This window comes from Saccharothrix sp. NBAS 001 (assembly GCF_056640475.1).
Window position 1 is genome coordinate 97,851 of the sequence record NZ_CM153251.1, and the last position, 14,448, is coordinate 112,298.

Below are 14,448 nucleotides of genomic sequence, written 5' to 3' on the forward strand. Positions count from 1 at the left end.
GGTGACTCCCTCCCCGGGGTGCCCCGGCGGCTGGTGGTTTCGTCCTCAACCACTGAACCCGCAAATGGGCGGTCACGCCACCGGTTTCACTGTTTCCACTGCATGAAAGCGTCACGGGATGAAAGCGTCACGGGAACATTCGGCCGCAAGCTGGTCACCCGGACGGCGGTTGTCGGTCCACGTCTCTGTGGCCGACCGCCTTGACGAAGGCGCGCACGAGGTCAACTGCGGCTTCCTGGTCCTTCTGGCACAGTCCGTCCATCACCACGAGCATGGCTCGCTGGTGGTCGGTGTGGACCTCCGAGACGCCTTCCAGGTCGGCCGCGAACGCGCGGCTGACCTCGGTGGTGTCGAGTTGGAGGGCCTGCGCCCAGAGGGTGATGGACTTCGCGGACGGCCACTTGCCGCGCCATTCGCGCCGGAGTGGGTGCGCGAGCGCTCCGGCCCGGATGCCGTGTAGTCGTTCCAGGGCGGCGACGCTGGTTCCCTCCAGGCCAAGTTCGGCGAGCCTGCGTTGTATGAGCGCGTCCACTGCGGAGGTAGGACCGGCGACCGGCGGTGTGTCCGAATCTGCCTTGACCCGTCTCATGATGTCCGCCTTCCCGGCCGCCGGGACCGGCGTCCTCGGCGCACCCCATTCTCCGGGTTCGTGTCGGCGGCCAGTGTGTCCGCCGCGTGGTCCTGATCATCACCTGGGTGGTGAGCCGCCGCTACAGCCGTTGGTCGCCGTGGGGTCCACCTCCGGGATGACATGTGCAGATCACCACAAGGAACGCCCTAGCTTGCCAATTTCTTGACAAGACGCACAGTGCAGGGCCACTGTGGATCACGCCACGGTACGTGATCGCCTGCCTCGGGCGCTCACTCATTCGGCCGCATCACTGGGGGGTGACATGCGTTGTCTTCGTGCTGCTCGTCGGCGGTCCCGGCGGGGCTTAGCCCGGTTGTCGGCCTGGTTGGCCGGGTTATCCCACGGCCGGACCCCTGGACGGGTGTCCGGCATCGCCTCACGCCGTTGACCCCGTTCGAGCACGTCCAGGCCGCTGGAGGCGGCCTCAGCATGTCCAAGATCACCACTGCTGTCCCCGCCGTCCCCGCGTCCCCGGACGGCCCCGAGGTCGACCTGACCGGCCTGGCCGCCGAGCTGGTGTTGTTGCGCCAGGTGGAAGACCAGCGCGCCCGGCTCGCCGAGTTGCGCACGCGCTTGCAGGACAAGATCAAGGCCGCGATGGGGTCCGCCGAGGTCGGCACCCTGGGCGGTGTCCCGGTCGTCACCCACCGTTCGGTGCTGTCGATCGTGCTGGACCAGTCCGACCTCAAGGCCCGGTACCCGGCCGTGGCCGAGGACTGCCTGACCCTCGCCGAGGCCCGCCGGTTCAAGCTGGTCAGGCCCGCATCGTGAGCAGCCGCAGGGGTTTCGCCCGCCGGGCGCGGGTGTGCCGGGTGTGCGGGTACCGGCTCGACGACGTGTCGGGCCGGGGGCTGCACCCGTTGTGCGCGGACGAGTCCGAAATCTGGTGGACCGAACACGACCTGGCCGACGTCGCGCGGATGATCGCGCGGCGGGCCGGGGCCGCCTCGGCGTCGCGCGACACGGTCTCGGCGGTGTGCGCGCTGCTGGTCGGCGACCCGAGCAACCGCGCCCACGTCGAGGCGATCGTGTCGGCGGTCCTGCGCGACGCCGCCGCCGATCCGCTGTGGCGCACCACCGCGAACGGGTGGCGGCCCCACCTGCCGGTGTGGGTGAACCCGGCGGTGGTCGGTGCGACCGTGCGCGCCCTGGTGGCCGCGAAGGTGCTGCACCCGACCGGCGGCTACGTCCGGTGCACCGACGTGGCCTCGGGCAACCGGGGCAAGCCGCAACCGGTCTACGAGGTCGACCTGTCGCCGCTGGAATCCGCGGTGACCACCGAGCGGCCGGCCACGACGCAACCCGCGCTCGACCAGGCCCCGACCGACCGGGCCGCGCCGGACCGGGAGGCGTCGTGAACCCGGAACGCCCCTACAGCGACGTGGAGGCCGCGCGCAGGTGCGCACGCGGCGAGCTGCTGGCCGACGAGGTTCCCGTTCGGGCCCGCGAGCTGGCCGTGACCTGGCTGCACGAGCTGCACCTGACCGATGCCGAGATCGGCGCGCGGGTCGGCCTGACCGCCTACAGCGCCGCGCGTGTCCGGGCGCGGCTGAACCTGCCCGCCCGCCGGGTGCCCGAACCGAGTCCGGAGGTTGTTCCCCGTGGCGCGTGACCACGCCCGCATCCTGAACGCGATCTGGGACGACCCGGATTTCCTCGACCTGTCCGGCCAGGCCCAACGGCTCTACTTCTTCCTGTTGTCGCAGGACGACCTGAACTACGCGGGCCTGCTGCCGCTGCGGCTGCGGCGCTGGGCGGGCCGTCTGCGGGAGACCCCGGAGACGGTCACGGCGGCCCTGTCCGAGCTGGACGCGGCGCGGTTCGTCGTGGTCGACCACGACGCCGAGGAAGCGTTGGTGCGCTCGCTGATCCGGCGTGACGGCATCTGGAAGCAGCCCGCCGTGTTGGCCGCCGCGCTGCGCGAGGCGTTCGAGATCACCTCCCCGGTCCTGCGGTCGGTGCTCGCGGCCGAGCTGCGCCGCCTCCCGGTCGACGTGGTCGGTCCGGGACCGGGCCTGGCCGCCACGGCGTTGCTGTCCGGTCTGCGCGACCAACCCCCGGCGGTCAAGGCCGCCGCCGAGGCCCGGTTGCGCAAGCGCGCCTCGCGCAAGGCCGACGAGCCCGCCGCGCGGGGTGCGGCGGACCCCTCGCCGAACCCCGCGCCGGACCCTTCCGGGAACCCTTCGCCGGACCCTTCCGCGCACCCTTCCGGGCAGGGCCAGGGGGTAGGGGGAGGGGGGAACGGGGTTGTTGTCCCTGTCCAGATGACTCCTGGGTCGTTTGGCGGGAACACGCACCCGCACCCGCACGTGCCCGCGTCCGCGCCTGCCCGCGTGGACGCACACGCCCGCGTGGACGCGCCCACGCACGAGGCCGCCGGACGTCTCGTTGCCGACGTGCTTCCCGGACGGCAGCCGGGACGGGTGACCGCGCGGCTGGTCGCCGAGGCGGCCGGGCTGCTCGCCGAAGGCATCGCGCCCGGCGACGTCGGGGCGGGACTGCGGCTGTGGGCCGGAAAGCGCCTCGGGACCGGGATGCTCCCCGAGCTGGTGGGCGAGGCGATGCGTGCGCCGACGATCCAGGCCGCCCGCGTCGCGCACCACTCGGGCGGTGACGACCGGGTCGGGGCGGCGGTCGCGCTGGCCGCCCGCTACGCCGCCGAGGACGGCGACGACACCGAGGTCGGCCGGGCACTGCGGGCCGCCGCCGGGTTCGACCGGCACGACCAGGCCCACGCGGGCGGCGCGTCCGGCGCCCTCGGTGTCCTGGTCGGGGCGGGTGCGGCATGACCGCCGAGTACCGGCCCCAGGGCGTCCGGATGAGCCGCGCCGAGGTCGCGGGCCTGTTGGCGCTGGTCGCCTCCTACGGCCCGGCCGACGTGGGCGAGGCCGCGGTGAGTGCCTGGGGCGCGGCGCTGGCCGGCTATTCGCTGGGCGAGTGCACCGCCGCCGTGATCGCGCACGCCCAGACCAGCCCGCACCGGATCACCCCGGCCGACCTCGTCAACCGCATCCGGACCGCCCGCCGGGGGAAGGCCGACCGCGCCGTGGTGCCCGCGATCACGACCGCACCCCGTCGCGACGACGCGCGACACCGGGGCATGGCCGCCGTCTACGCCGCGATGCGGTGGAAGCGGACCGACCGCGACGCCGGTTTGACCGTGCCGTGCCCGGTCGAGTCCTGCCGCGCCCCGGTCGGCACCCGCTGCCGCCGCACCGGCCGTGCCAGCCGCGACCGTCCCGAGTCCCGCGACCTGCTCACCGGGTCGCACCCCTCGCGCGCCGAGCTGGCCGCCCGCACCGCCGCCGACACCACCACCGCCGTGACCGACCAGGAGAACCAGGGATGACCGGCACCACCGACCCGACCACCGCCGACCTGTGCGTGATGGGCTGCCGCGCACCGCACGGACAGCCCTACCCGGCCCAGCCCGGATACGTCACCTGCCACACCTGCGCCGCCGAGCTGCGCTCGAACCTCGGCGAGGTGATCGAGCTGTACGCGCTGTTGGACGAGGCCGTGGTTCCCGGCTCGACCGAGGGCGCCGGGAACCGCGCGGCACCGGGCTTCGGATCGCGCTCGCCCGCCCGTGACGGGGTGCTCGCCTTGACCGACCCGCGCACCCGCGCCGCCGAGGCCGGCGACCTCCACTCGGTGCTCGCGGTCCTGGCGGGCTGGGCCGACAACGTCCGCGAGGACACGGGGCTGCTGCCCGCCGACCTCACCGACGCCGAACGCGCGGACGGCGTGCTGCTGACCGGCTGGCTCGCCTGGACCGCACAACAGGACTGGGCCGCCGGAGTCCGCGACCGCGTTGCCGAACTGCGCCAGGCGGTGGCCGGTGCGCTGGGTGCGGAACAGCGCACGGTGAGCGGCGAAGCCGGGTTCCTCATCCGCTGGTTGGACTGGATCACCCGCCGGTACTGGGTCGGCGACCTCGGCGACGAGGTGCGCGAGATCCGCGACCAGCTCCGCAACGCCCTGGGCGTCCAGGAACGCAGCGTGCCGGTCGGCACGTGCCCGGCCCCGGTGCGCGACGAGTCCGGCGAACGCCCATGCGGCGCGGGCCTGCGTGCCCGCCTTGGCGGCGAGCGCATCACCTGCCGCGCGTGCGGAACGAGCTGGCCGCGCGAACGTTGGGAAGAGCTGCGCGTGGCGCTGGGGACTCCGCTGTCGGACAGCGCCTCGCTGTCGGTCTGGCTGTCCGTCCCGACCGGCACCCTGCGCCGCTGGCGCAGCGAGGACCGCTGGACCAACCACGGCACCAAGTCCCGGCCGCTCTACGCCCGAACCGAGGTGCTGGCGTCATGGCAGCGCAGGCGCGGACCGCTGAGGGCCGCGTGATCGGGGTGCGGGGGCGGCGAACGCCCGAAAGCGCCTGGAACCGCCGCCACCCGCGTGCTCCACCGCAAATCGCTGACAGGAGCGAGCCCCAGTGTAGGGCGGGATGCGGGTGGTTGACCACTGCGCAGCACTCACGATATAGTTCTTCATGTCGGGAACGGAACTGGAACCCCGGACCCGACACCACCGCAAACGCACTACGAACAGGAGAAACAGGGTGTTCATCCCTGACACGAGCACAGTGCAGACGATCACGGTCAACGCGACCGGTGACGTCAAGTGCCGGATCGGCGTTCTTGACGCCGGAACGCCGGAATCGACCGTCGCGCTCAAGACCGGTGACGCGGTGATCCACATCCACGACCTGCACGGGGCGATGGACACACTGGACCTGGTGTGGAGGGGTGCCGAGGCATACGAGTTCCGGTTGCCCTACCGCGACGAGGCGCGACGCCCCGGACCGATTCCGGGCCTGTACCGCGTCGCGTCGCTGACGGAGATCCACGCACGCACGGCGGGTTCATACGCCTTCGTCCCCGCAACGACCCGTGCCAGCAAGCACTTGCGAATCCAGCTCGGCCCCGTCGTGTGGCGGGTCACCGACCAGGTTGCCTTCCGGGCCGTGTTCGCTGCCGTGCAGCGGGCACACCGGGTCTCCCGCCCCTCCGGGCTCTGAAACCGGGAGCGCCCCGCACCACGCGGGGCGCTCTCCCCAGGAAAATCCACTTAGGACGCATGGGCCGTGCGTCCGGTCAGGAGCGCGCATATGAACGACAACCACTCGGTGCACTGGGAAGTCGCAGCCTACGACGTCATGATCGCCGAAGGCACCGCCACGTCGGTCGCAGAGGGGTTCCGGGCGGGGTTCGCGATTCTCACGGACGGGGTTCTGAGCCTGTCCCCTCAGGGGGCGCTGTTGATCCGCGTCGCGGACGAAGATGTCTGGCTGGTTCCGGGCGACTCGTTCCCTTACCCGGAAGGCAACATCGCGGAGTCTCGGGTAATGCTCGACGGAATCCGCGCCGAACTTCTCGCCGCCTACGAGTAGTCACACCCCGCCGTCACGGGGCCGATCTGGAGCCCGGCCTCGTGACGGTCGCAAATCCACAAAGGACAAAGCATGCACACCGACGAACTTCCGGCATCACTTGAAGTCGACACCGAAAATCTCGCCTACGCCATCTGGTACTGGGAAGGTACCGGCACCATCGGGCACGAGAGTGGGACAGACTCCCCTGCACTCGTGGCGCGGAGCGCTGACGGACTGGTGCTCTACTGGGCGTTCTCAGAGGAGCTGTGCGCGCAGGACCGCTGCGGTTACTGCGCCGTGTGGAACCCGCCCGCCGCAGACGCGAGGGTGTGCCCCGGCTTGAGCACGCACGCGCTGCACGCTTTCGCCCGTGCGTCTGCGCATCCGGACCTTAGCCGGTGCTATCTGGAGTTCGGCGCGTTCGCACTCCCGGTCGACCTCGCGCGTCCGGAGCTGGACGCGACGATCCTTGACCTGATCAGGAAGGGCGTCCGGTACGCCATCGCACTACGGGACTGACCGACTGGGGGCCGGGCTACTCGCCCGGCCCCTTCCCCGGTGATCACCCTCACCAAACGGTTCCGAATGCTCTCTACTCACGATATGGTTCTTTGTGTCGGGAACGGAACTGGAACCCCGGACCCGACACCACCGCACAACGACAATCCCTAGGAGTGGCAGTGAAAATGGAGATGCGGGCCGACACGGTCGGCCTGGTCGTCCAGGCGACCGGGCGCGTGCGGGGAGGCGTTGAACTGGTCGAAGCACACGAAGGGCGACACGTCATCGTCACCATCGGCAGTGTCGCCCACCTGATCGAGCGGCCGGGAACCGCCGACTCGATCCGGGCACTGTGGGACCGGTGCCGCGACCTCGCGGAGGAGCTGCCGACCGAAACGGTCACGCCGCGTTCCCGTCCCCACCTTCCCGAGATGTTCCACATGGTCTGGATCGAAGGCGAGCCGCTGGGCATCGCGGGCATGATGCCCGCAGTGGACACCGGGCGCGTACCGCTGCACCTCCGCACGCCAGCGCACCTGCGCGTGCAGGTCGGTCCGATCGCGTGGCAGGTCGCCGACTGGCGAGCCTATGTCGAGATCCGGAACCTGTGGCGCAAGGCGGCAACGCTGCTCACGCACCCCGGGGAGTCGCAGCGATGACGAACGCCCACACCCCGCCACCCCCGGACGGAACCACGGGCGGTCAGCGGTTCGCCTGGCAGTTGACCGACGTGTTCGGACTGGACCAGCGGGGATCGGGGGAAACCCTCGCGCACTGCATCGTGTTGGGGTTCGAGGCCGCGGAGCGCCTGTTGACCACGGGCGGTGGGGCCGTCCACGCGACACTCACGATCCACGGTCGGTCCCTGCTCATCGCGCCGGACGTGGACGACGATGTAGAGGTGTCGCTGAAAAGGACTCTTGAGGGCCTTGACTGGTTCTTCCGGTCGCTGATGTTCGCGCACTACTGCTGAGATCGACGGACAGGCACACGGCGGGGCCGGACGAACACGCCCGGCCCCGTCCTGCCTGGTGACCCCCCTCACGAACGCCTAGCCCATGCTCAGTACTCACGATATAGTTCTTCTTGTCGGGAACGGAACTGGAACCCCGCCCCCGGCAACGAAACCACCGCGAACGTCCCGAAAGGACAGGACATGACGAACGCCAAGGCCACCAACACCCGGACCGCCAAGGCCGCGCTGATCAAGAAGGTTCAGGGCCTACTCGCCCAGGCCGCAGACCCCGCCGCCACCGAGCAGGAGGCGCAGGCATTCTCCGCGAAGGCGGCCGACCTGATGGCCCGCCACGCGCTTGACGAAGCGACCGTCCGCGCCGAGAAGGGACAGAAGCCCGAGTCCATCTCCCTGCTGCGCTTCGAGGTGTCCGGCCAGGGCTGGCACGGCAAGGGACGCGCCGAACTGGTCGCCCGCGTCGCCGAGGGCTACGGGTGTATGGCCGTCTACGTCGGCAACAAGATGAACGGCGAAACGCGCTGGGTGCACATCGTCGGCACCGCGTCCGCCGTCGCCGCGCTGGAGATGCTGTTGCCGTCCATCATGCTCCAGGCAGAACACAACGGCACTCGCGCCACCAAGGCCCACATGGCCGACGTCCGCAACCAGTACCCGAGCCAGCAGGAGGCCAACCGCGCCCGCCGGGTGTTCTTCCGGTCCTACCTCCCTGGCTACGGTGCCGGGGTCGCCGAGAAGATTTCCGGGGCACGCCAGCAGATCGCCAAGGAGGTCGAGAACAAGCCCGGAGCGCTGGTTCTGGTGTCCGACCACGAACGCGTCACCGCCAGGTTCGAGCAGTTGTACCCCTCCGACACCCTCAAGGTCGGCAAGCGCGACAACCACAGCGCCGCCGGGGCCGCCGCCGGACACCGCGACGGCCGCACCGCCGACACCGGACAGGCCCGCGTCGGAGGCGACAAGAAGCCGGTCGCCGCCAAGCCCGCCGCACGCAAGCGCGCGAACTGACACGCGACACGGTGCCCCGGCTCTCCACCAGGAGCCGGGGCACCGGCACACTGTGACCCGAACCGAACCCAGCCGCGAGGAGGTAGAGCGTGATTCGAGCAGGCCGCGACGCCGTCGACACGGCCGGAATCGCCCTGTTGCACAAGCTCACGCCCTCGCAAGCCCGGCGGGCGCGACCGTGGGCCGATCCGGCGCACCCGGAGCGCATCACCACCGGAAGGCCCGCGACCGGACAGCCGGACCTTTGGGACTCCGAGCAGGCCGCCGCCTACGCACGCGGAGAACCCGTCCCGTCACTGCCGACCGATGACGACCCCGAAGACCTCTTGGACCGCGCCGAATGCGCCGCAGAACTCGGCGTCAAGGCCCAGACGTGGACCGACTACCGCAGTCAGGGCAAGATCGGCCCGGCCGACCGCGTGGTCTGCGGACGTGAGCACTGGTACCGCCGCACCGTCGAGCAGGTCACGGCCCAGCGCGACGCCGCACGCGACAACGCGCCCAGCGGCCGGCCACCGGGCAGCGGTGAGAAGCTGCCGCGCGTCGAGGTCGCGCGGCGCGTCCGTGAGCTGTTCGACGGAGGCGAGACGAACGCCGCCGAGATCGCCCGGCGGGTCGGGTGTTCGTACTCGGCGGCGCGGGCACACGTCGCCAGGCTGCGAGCGGCGGGCACCGCCGCCGTAACTCGGTTGCGCAGTGACCAGCGGCGAACGTAGGTTCGCCCATGTTGGTGATCTCTGCCCGTCACCGACTCCCCCCACGCGGTTGAGCGCCCCCCGGCACCACCTCCCGGTGCCGGGGGCGCTCCCGTTCGCAGCCGCTTAGCGGGCACGTATGTACATCACCGACCGATAGGTGAGCCTCGGCCGCGTGGAACGTCATAGGTGTCCGCAACCGCTGGTCAGGACGTCTGCGCAGGTCAGAGGCATAACCAGAATTCTGGTGTTAAGGCGCTGGTGCTACGCTCGCGCAGTAACGTTACTGCGGTGACCGTTACTAGAGGGGCGGTGCCGCCGAAGGGCGGCACCACCGGGGGTTCACCCGCGTCGTCTGTCCAGGAACTCGCGGATGGCCCGAGCGAGCGGCCTGGTCACCCAGACGTTCACCCAGTCTGAGACCGGGTCGCTCTCTCCCTCTCTCTGTTCACCAACGGTTTCGAGCAGCGCCGCCAGTACGCACAGCCACAGCTCGATCCGATCAGGCTTCTCGCCTGTCACGTGCAGTCCCTTCGCCCGGTCAACCAGTCGGCCCGCCCATGCCCAACAGCATGGACGGGGTGACCGGCTGACCCGGCAGGACTTGAAGCGAGCGTGAATTTACCGGATGGGCTCGTGTACGCGTAACCGGGGTGTGCCCACGAGGTCGACCGATGACCCCCGTTGGGGGTTATTGGGAGATGTCCGGGTCACAGAAACACTCTCTGTGGGAAGTCTGTCTGTCTGTCTTTCCGTTGCGCGTCCGCAACGGGCATCGTGCCTGTTCGTGCTGGTATAGACACTCTCCCCGGTCAGTCGGAGTGCGGAATAATTTCGGCATTATTCCGGCTCCATGCCGGTGATACATCACTGCGGTGATGTATTACCGGAGCTTGAAACTTTGTACATTGTTCGGAACTTTCACCCGATCCGGTGAGGGGGCATTCCGGTGCCCTGGTCAGGTAGTAGGCGCGCCGAACGTCTCCCGCCCGACTGGCTGCGTATCCGTGCGCGCATCCTGCGCCGTGACGTGCTGTGCCGGGTGTGCGCCGAGCGTCTGTCCACCGAGGTGGACCACATCGTGCCCGGTGACGATCACCGGGACTCCAACCTGCAAGGCGTGTGTTCGCCGTGCCATCGGACCAAGTCCGCCCGTGAGGGAGGGTTGGCCGCTGCCGCCTGCCGTGCGTCCGCCCGCCGTCCGTCGTCGCCGCATCCCGGCTTGATCGAGAGGTGAACGTCTGTGCGTATCCGTCTGTTGTCCCCGGTTGGTGGACGTCACGCGGGTGACGTGTTCGACCACGACGAGGCCGGTGCGCTGGCGCTGGTCGCCGTGCGCGTCGCCGAGCTGGTGTACGACGCTGCCGGACCGGTCGACGTCCCTGAGGTGGACGAGCGAGTGGACGAGGGCCAGGCCCCCGAGCCCGTGCCGCAGGAATCCGCGGCGACCCCCAAGCGCGCCCGCGCGCCTCGGCGCGGCTGACCCGCGCCACGGGTGGGGGGTGACCCCCGTCACGTGCTCACCGGCACCGGTACGTCATAGCAGCCCGCGATCTGTACGAAACTCGGGGGTTTCCGGGTGCCGCGTCGCGGCGGTCGCGGGCGTTTTCCCTTGCCCCGCCCCGCGAACCCGACTGGAGACGCCTCCGTGCAGCCCCGCCACGACCTTGCCGACTCGGACGAGGTCGCCCTGACCGACTTCACTCCGCAGCCCCCGACCACCCTGCCCCGGCTGGACCGGTTCGAGCCGCCGCGCCAGCGCACCCGTACCCGCGCACGTCGCGCGCCGACCGGAGGGGGTGAGCCGCACGACTGACCTACTCGTGGCTCCGTGCACGCGGGCCGCCTCCCGTTTCGCCGTGCTGCGCTGGCACTACTCCCGCACCATGCCTGTGGGCAAGATCGCCACGTTCGGGGTGTGGGAGAACGGCGCGTTCGTCGGCACGGTGATCTACGGGCGCGGCGCGAACAGCAAGCTCGGCAGCCCCTACGGGCTGATCCAGACCGAATGCGTGGAGCTGGTGCGCGTCGCGCTCACCGACCACGCCACCCCGGTCACCCAGATCATCGCCGCCACGCTGCGCCAGCTCCGCGCCAGCAGCCCCGGCGTGCACCTGGTCGTGTCCTACGCGGACTCGGCACAGGGCCACCACGGTGGGATCTACCAGGCCGGTAACTGGATCTACACCGGCCACACCGGTTCGTCGGACTGCTACTACGTGGTCAACGGCGTCACGACGCACGGCCGGTCCGTCTCGTCCTGGTCCAAGCCCCACCGCGCACCGGGGGAAACCGGCATCGAGTGGATTCGGCGCACGGTCGACCCGGACGCCTACCGGCTGAAGAACATCCCGGTGAAACACCGGTACGCCTACCCGATGAACAAGATCACCCGCCGCCGTATCCGGCGCATGGCCAAGCCGTATCCGAAGAGTGCAGCCTAGGGCTGAGAATCTTCGGGACTTGAGGGCTCCGTCTCAGTTCCGACCGCCCGGCGGGTCAGCCATTTCCGGATCACCGCACCGCCTCCCACGACGGTGATCAGCGCACTCACACCCGCGCTGAACCAGCCGAAGGAAAACCCAGGACCGCTGACCGCCTTCGCCACCGTCACTACCGCGCCAGCGAACACGACCGACAGAATCGTTGTCCAACCGAACGCGGTGGTGGCGACGTGTCGGAAGTCCTCTTTGGTTGGAGCCAGCCGGTACAGATACTCGAACCATGTCGAGGGCGGTGCCAACGGAGCCTGGTGTGCGTCCTCCCCGCGGCGGATCTGTCTCACAGTGGCCATCCGCGACTCTCCATCCAGGACCGGTGGATTCGACATATTCCACCCACGAAGCATGTTCGACTTCCCGGTGCTGGTCATCCCGACCAGGATAGATCGACCCCTTAGCCGCTCCGTGAAGTCCGCCACCGTCCTGGCGGTCCTTTGATCGTCCATCTCGTTTGCCAGGCGTTCCAACGTCTCGCGCGAGAGAGTGAGGCCGAGGTCATCGTCGGGTTGGTCATCGTCGGGTTGGTCATCGTCGGGACTGGCGAGGACTGGCACGGACTGGTCCCCCACGGTTCGGCGCTGCTGTTCGGTGGTCCGCCGATGAGTATCGGCCGCTTCCCCGGTGATCTAGACACCCGAGGGGGTGAATCGTGGCGATCACGGGTCGTCCGCCCTCCACGAATCCGCGCAACCGCAACGCGAAGACCTACGACTGGACGCACGTACCGAACGTGCCGTTCGCCGGTCCGTCGCCCGATCTTCCGTCGCGTGGTCGGCAGCGTTGGCACGCCGAGACGCGGGCGTGGTGGGAGGCGGTGCGTCGGATGCCGCACTGCGTGCTGTGGACGGAGACGGACTGGCGCTTCGCGCTGGAGACCGCCAGGTTGGTGGACGATTTCTGGCGTGGGGAGTTGAACCGCGCAGCGGAGCTGCGGTTGCGCGCGGCGAAGTTGGGGCTGACCCACGAGGACCGGTTGAAGATCCGCGTCCGCTACGTCGAGCCCGAGGGCCAGGAGCACGACGACGTACCGACCGACCCGGCCTCGGTGACCCGGCTGGAGGACCGCCGCGCGAGGTTGTCCGGTGCCCCGTGAGCTGGTGTACGCGCCTGACCACGACCGGGTCCGGTCGCTCGGGTGGCTGGCCGTCGCGTGGATCGAGCACTGGTGTGTGCACGGTCCCGGTGACGTGCAGGGCGACGAGGTCGAGTTGGACGACGAGTTCGCCGGGTTCCTGGTCGACGCCTACGCGCTGGACCGGGCGGGGCGTCGGCTCTACTCGCGTGCCGCGCTGGTGCGCGCGAAGGGCCGGGCGAAGTCCGAGCTTGCCGGGTTCATCGGCTCGTTCGAGGCGCGCGGCCCGGCCCGGTTCGCCGGGTGGGCGCAAGGCGGTGAAACCTTCCGCTGGCGCGGCTTCACCTACCGGTACTCGCCCGGCGAGCCCATGGGGCGCCCACTGGTCTACCCGTACATCCGGTGCCTGGCCACCGAGGAGAGCCAGACGGGCAACACCTACGACGTGATCCACTTCAACCTGTCGCAAGGCCCGCTCGGAGAGGACCTGCCGGGCGACGCGGCCGGGTTGACCCGCATCCTGCTGCCAGAGGGCGGCGAGATCGTGCCTTCCACCGCCAGCTCGTCCGCGAAGGACGGCGGAAAAGAGTCCCTGGCGATCTACGACGAGCCGCACCTTTACATCACGCCCGAGCTGCGGCGGATGTTCAAGACGGTGGACCGCAACCTGCGCAAGCGCAAGGCCGCAGAGCCGTGGGGACTGCTGACCTCCACGATGTACCAGGGCGGCCAGAACTCCACGCTGGAGACCGTGCACTCCCAGGCGAACGCGATCCGGGAAGGCCGCACGCGCGCTTCCCGGTTGCTGTGGGACCACCGGCACGCCCCGCCCGACGTGGACGTGACCGACCTGGACGCGATGGTCGCCGCGCTGACGGAGGTCTACGGCCCGGCCGCCGCGTGGATGGACCTGCCCGGCATCGTGGAAAACGAGTTCTGGGACCTGGCGAAGGATCTCGAAGAGTCCAAACGCTACTTCTTCAACCTGGAGGGCGCGGCGGCGACCGCGTGGACCACGGCCGAAGAGTGGGACGGCTGCCACGACGGGGACGCGCCACGGTTCGCCGAGAGCGACACCATCGTGATGATGTTCGACGGGTCCAAGTCGGACGACGCGACGGGCCTGGTCGGCGTGCGAGTGTCCGACGGGCACGCGCAGGTGCTGCACCTGCAAGAGCGGCCCGAGCATCTTCCCGCCGATCAGGTGTGGGAGGTCGACCGCGACGAGGCCGACTTGGCCGTGCGGACCGCGTTCGAGCGGTACGACGTCGTGGGCTTCTTCGCCGACGTCCGCGAGTTCGAGAGCTACGTGGACACCTGGGCGCAAGAGTTCGGCGGCGAGCTGCTGGTGGAGGCCACGACCGGCCGCGCGCGGCACGCCGTCGCGTTCGACATGCGCGGCCGGGCGCAGGAGGTCACCCGCGCCGTGGGGCGTGCCCTGGTGGACATCCGCGACCGGTCGTTGACCCACGACGGTGACCTGAGGTTGCGTCGTCACGTCCTCAACTCGCGCCGTGCGCCCAACCGCTACGGCGTCTCCATCTCCAAGGAATCACGCGAGTCCCCGCACAAGATCGACCTCGCCGTGTGCCTGATCGTCGCCCGTCACCTCCGCCGCCTGGTTCTCGCCTCGCCCGAGTGGGCCAAGCGCGCCCGCAAGCGCGCCGGGAAGCTCCGCGTCTTCCACTAGCCG

Annotated in this window: 21 protein-coding genes; 18 read left to right on the forward strand and 3 right to left on the reverse strand. The window is 70.0% G+C overall.

The window, feature by feature from the left end; genetic code table 11:
* Positions 1–154 precede the first annotated feature (154 nt).
* Positions 155–589: a hypothetical protein gene (locus AC0HI0_RS00420; protein WP_480930201.1), complete on the reverse strand. Its 435-nt coding sequence runs from the start codon at positions 587–589 to the stop codon at positions 155–157.
* A 426-nt stretch (positions 590–1,015) separates the two neighbouring features.
* Between AC0HI0_RS00420 and AC0HI0_RS00425 the strand changes: the two genes are divergently transcribed.
* The 13 genes from AC0HI0_RS00425 (at position 1,016) to AC0HI0_RS00485 (ending at position 9,203) form a co-directional block, all read left to right on the forward strand.
* On the forward strand, positions 1,016–1,402 hold the full coding sequence (locus tag AC0HI0_RS00425) for a hypothetical protein (protein ID WP_480930202.1): 387 nt from the start codon (positions 1,016–1,018) through the stop codon (positions 1,400–1,402).
* Positions 1,399–1,989, forward strand: coding sequence for a hypothetical protein (locus AC0HI0_RS00430; protein WP_480930203.1), 591 nt, complete (start codon positions 1,399–1,401; stop codon positions 1,987–1,989). Before AC0HI0_RS00425 ends, AC0HI0_RS00430 begins: the two co-directional genes overlap by 4 nt.
* Positions 1,986–2,243: a hypothetical protein gene (locus AC0HI0_RS00435; RefSeq protein ID WP_480930204.1), complete on the forward strand. Its 258-nt coding sequence runs from the start codon at positions 1,986–1,988 to the stop codon at positions 2,241–2,243. Before AC0HI0_RS00430 ends, AC0HI0_RS00435 begins: the two co-directional genes overlap by 4 nt.
* Complete coding sequence (locus AC0HI0_RS00440) at positions 2,233–3,420, forward strand: hypothetical protein (protein ID WP_480930205.1); 1,188 nt, start codon at positions 2,233–2,235, stop codon at positions 3,418–3,420. Before AC0HI0_RS00435 ends, AC0HI0_RS00440 begins: the two co-directional genes overlap by 11 nt.
* A complete protein-coding gene (locus AC0HI0_RS00445) occupies positions 3,417–3,980 on the forward strand; it encodes a hypothetical protein (protein ID WP_480930206.1) in 564 nt (187 codons plus the stop codon). Before AC0HI0_RS00440 ends, AC0HI0_RS00445 begins: the two co-directional genes overlap by 4 nt.
* Entirely contained in the window at positions 3,977–4,975 is a 999-nt protein-coding gene (locus tag AC0HI0_RS00450; RefSeq protein WP_480930207.1) for a hypothetical protein, read from the forward strand. Before AC0HI0_RS00445 ends, AC0HI0_RS00450 begins: the two co-directional genes overlap by 4 nt.
* 241 nt (positions 4,976–5,216) lie before the next feature.
* Positions 5,217–5,651, forward strand: coding sequence for a hypothetical protein (locus tag AC0HI0_RS00455; protein WP_480930208.1), 435 nt, complete (start codon positions 5,217–5,219; stop codon positions 5,649–5,651).
* 90 nt (positions 5,652–5,741) lie between these two features.
* Entirely contained in the window at positions 5,742–6,023 is a 282-nt protein-coding gene (locus tag AC0HI0_RS00460) for a hypothetical protein (protein ID WP_480930209.1), read from the forward strand.
* 72 nt (positions 6,024–6,095) lie between these two features.
* Positions 6,096–6,524, forward strand: coding sequence for a hypothetical protein (locus AC0HI0_RS00465; RefSeq protein ID WP_480930210.1), 429 nt, complete (start codon positions 6,096–6,098; stop codon positions 6,522–6,524).
* Between the two features lie 161 nt (positions 6,525–6,685).
* Entirely contained in the window at positions 6,686–7,165 is a 480-nt protein-coding gene (locus AC0HI0_RS00470) for a hypothetical protein (RefSeq protein WP_480930211.1), read from the forward strand.
* Positions 7,162–7,479, forward strand: a complete 318-nt coding sequence (locus tag AC0HI0_RS00475) for a hypothetical protein (RefSeq protein WP_480930212.1) — start codon at positions 7,162–7,164, stop codon at positions 7,477–7,479. The genes AC0HI0_RS00470 and AC0HI0_RS00475 overlap by 4 nt, the downstream gene beginning before the upstream one ends.
* Positions 7,480–7,662: 183 nt before the next feature.
* Positions 7,663–8,487, forward strand: a complete 825-nt coding sequence (locus AC0HI0_RS00480; protein ID WP_480930213.1) for a DUF2786 domain-containing protein — start codon at positions 7,663–7,665, stop codon at positions 8,485–8,487.
* Between the two features lie 89 nt (positions 8,488–8,576).
* A complete protein-coding gene (locus AC0HI0_RS00485; RefSeq protein WP_480930214.1) occupies positions 8,577–9,203 on the forward strand; it encodes a hypothetical protein in 627 nt (208 codons plus the stop codon).
* 321 nt (positions 9,204–9,524) lie between these two features.
* On the opposite strand, the gene AC0HI0_RS00490 is transcribed toward AC0HI0_RS00485, so the two are convergent.
* Entirely contained in the window at positions 9,525–9,704 is a 180-nt protein-coding gene (locus AC0HI0_RS00490; protein WP_480930215.1) for a hypothetical protein, read from the reverse strand.
* A 520-nt stretch (positions 9,705–10,224) separates the two neighbouring features.
* Here AC0HI0_RS00490 and AC0HI0_RS00495 point away from each other — a divergent pair.
* From AC0HI0_RS00495 to AC0HI0_RS00505, 3 genes are all read left to right on the forward strand, one after another.
* The gene (locus AC0HI0_RS00495) at positions 10,225–10,419 is read left to right on the forward strand and encodes an HNH endonuclease (protein ID WP_480934557.1); all 195 of its coding nucleotides are present in this window, start codon (positions 10,225–10,227) and stop codon (positions 10,417–10,419) included.
* Positions 10,420–10,425: 6 nt separating this feature from the next.
* Positions 10,426–10,665, forward strand: a complete 240-nt coding sequence (locus AC0HI0_RS00500) for a hypothetical protein (protein WP_480930216.1) — start codon at positions 10,426–10,428, stop codon at positions 10,663–10,665.
* A 340-nt stretch (positions 10,666–11,005) separates the two neighbouring features.
* Positions 11,006–11,626, forward strand: coding sequence for a Mom family adenine methylcarbamoylation protein (locus AC0HI0_RS00505; protein ID WP_480930217.1), 621 nt, complete (start codon positions 11,006–11,008; stop codon positions 11,624–11,626).
* Here AC0HI0_RS00505 and AC0HI0_RS00510 read toward each other — a convergent pair.
* Positions 11,623–12,054 carry a hypothetical protein gene (locus AC0HI0_RS00510; protein ID WP_480930218.1) on the reverse strand — a complete coding sequence of 144 codons (432 nt, stop codon included), beginning with the start codon at positions 12,052–12,054 and terminating at the stop codon, positions 11,623–11,625. The genes AC0HI0_RS00505 and AC0HI0_RS00510 overlap by 4 nt on opposite strands.
* 278 nt (positions 12,055–12,332) lie before the next feature.
* Between AC0HI0_RS00510 and AC0HI0_RS00515 the strand changes: the two genes are divergently transcribed.
* Both AC0HI0_RS00515 and AC0HI0_RS00520 read left to right on the forward strand, forming a co-directional pair.
* Positions 12,333–12,776 (forward strand): phage terminase small subunit, encoded by a 444-nt coding sequence (locus AC0HI0_RS00515; protein ID WP_480930219.1) that lies wholly within the window; start codon positions 12,333–12,335, stop codon positions 12,774–12,776.
* On the forward strand, positions 12,766–14,445 hold the full coding sequence (locus AC0HI0_RS00520; protein ID WP_480930220.1) for a Terminase: 1,680 nt from the start codon (positions 12,766–12,768) through the stop codon (positions 14,443–14,445). Before AC0HI0_RS00515 ends, AC0HI0_RS00520 begins: the two co-directional genes overlap by 11 nt.
* Positions 14,446–14,448: the final 3 nt, after the last annotated feature.

Excerpts from the sequence above, each read along its gene's own strand:
- AC0HI0_RS00460 (WP_480930209.1), top strand. The coding sequence starts at position 5,742 with ATGAACGACAACCACTCGGTGCACTGGGAAGTCGCAGCCTACGACGTC.
- AC0HI0_RS00450 (WP_480930207.1), top strand. The coding sequence starts at position 3,977 with ATGACCGGCACCACCGACCCGACCACCGCCGACCTGTGCGTGATGGGC.
- AC0HI0_RS00465 (WP_480930210.1), top strand. The coding sequence starts at position 6,096 with ATGCACACCGACGAACTTCCGGCATCACTTGAAGTCGACACCGAAAAT.
- AC0HI0_RS00420 (WP_480930201.1), bottom strand. The coding sequence starts at position 589 with ATGAGACGGGTCAAGGCAGATTCGGACACACCGCCGGTCGCCGGTCCT.
- AC0HI0_RS00475 (WP_480930212.1), top strand. The coding sequence starts at position 7,162 with ATGACGAACGCCCACACCCCGCCACCCCCGGACGGAACCACGGGCGGT.
- AC0HI0_RS00445 (WP_480930206.1), top strand. The coding sequence starts at position 3,417 with ATGACCGCCGAGTACCGGCCCCAGGGCGTCCGGATGAGCCGCGCCGAG.
- AC0HI0_RS00480 (WP_480930213.1), top strand. The coding sequence starts at position 7,663 with ATGACGAACGCCAAGGCCACCAACACCCGGACCGCCAAGGCCGCGCTG.
- AC0HI0_RS00510 (WP_480930218.1), bottom strand. The coding sequence starts at position 12,054 with ATGACCAGCACCGGGAAGTCGAACATGCTTCGTGGGTGGAATATGTCG.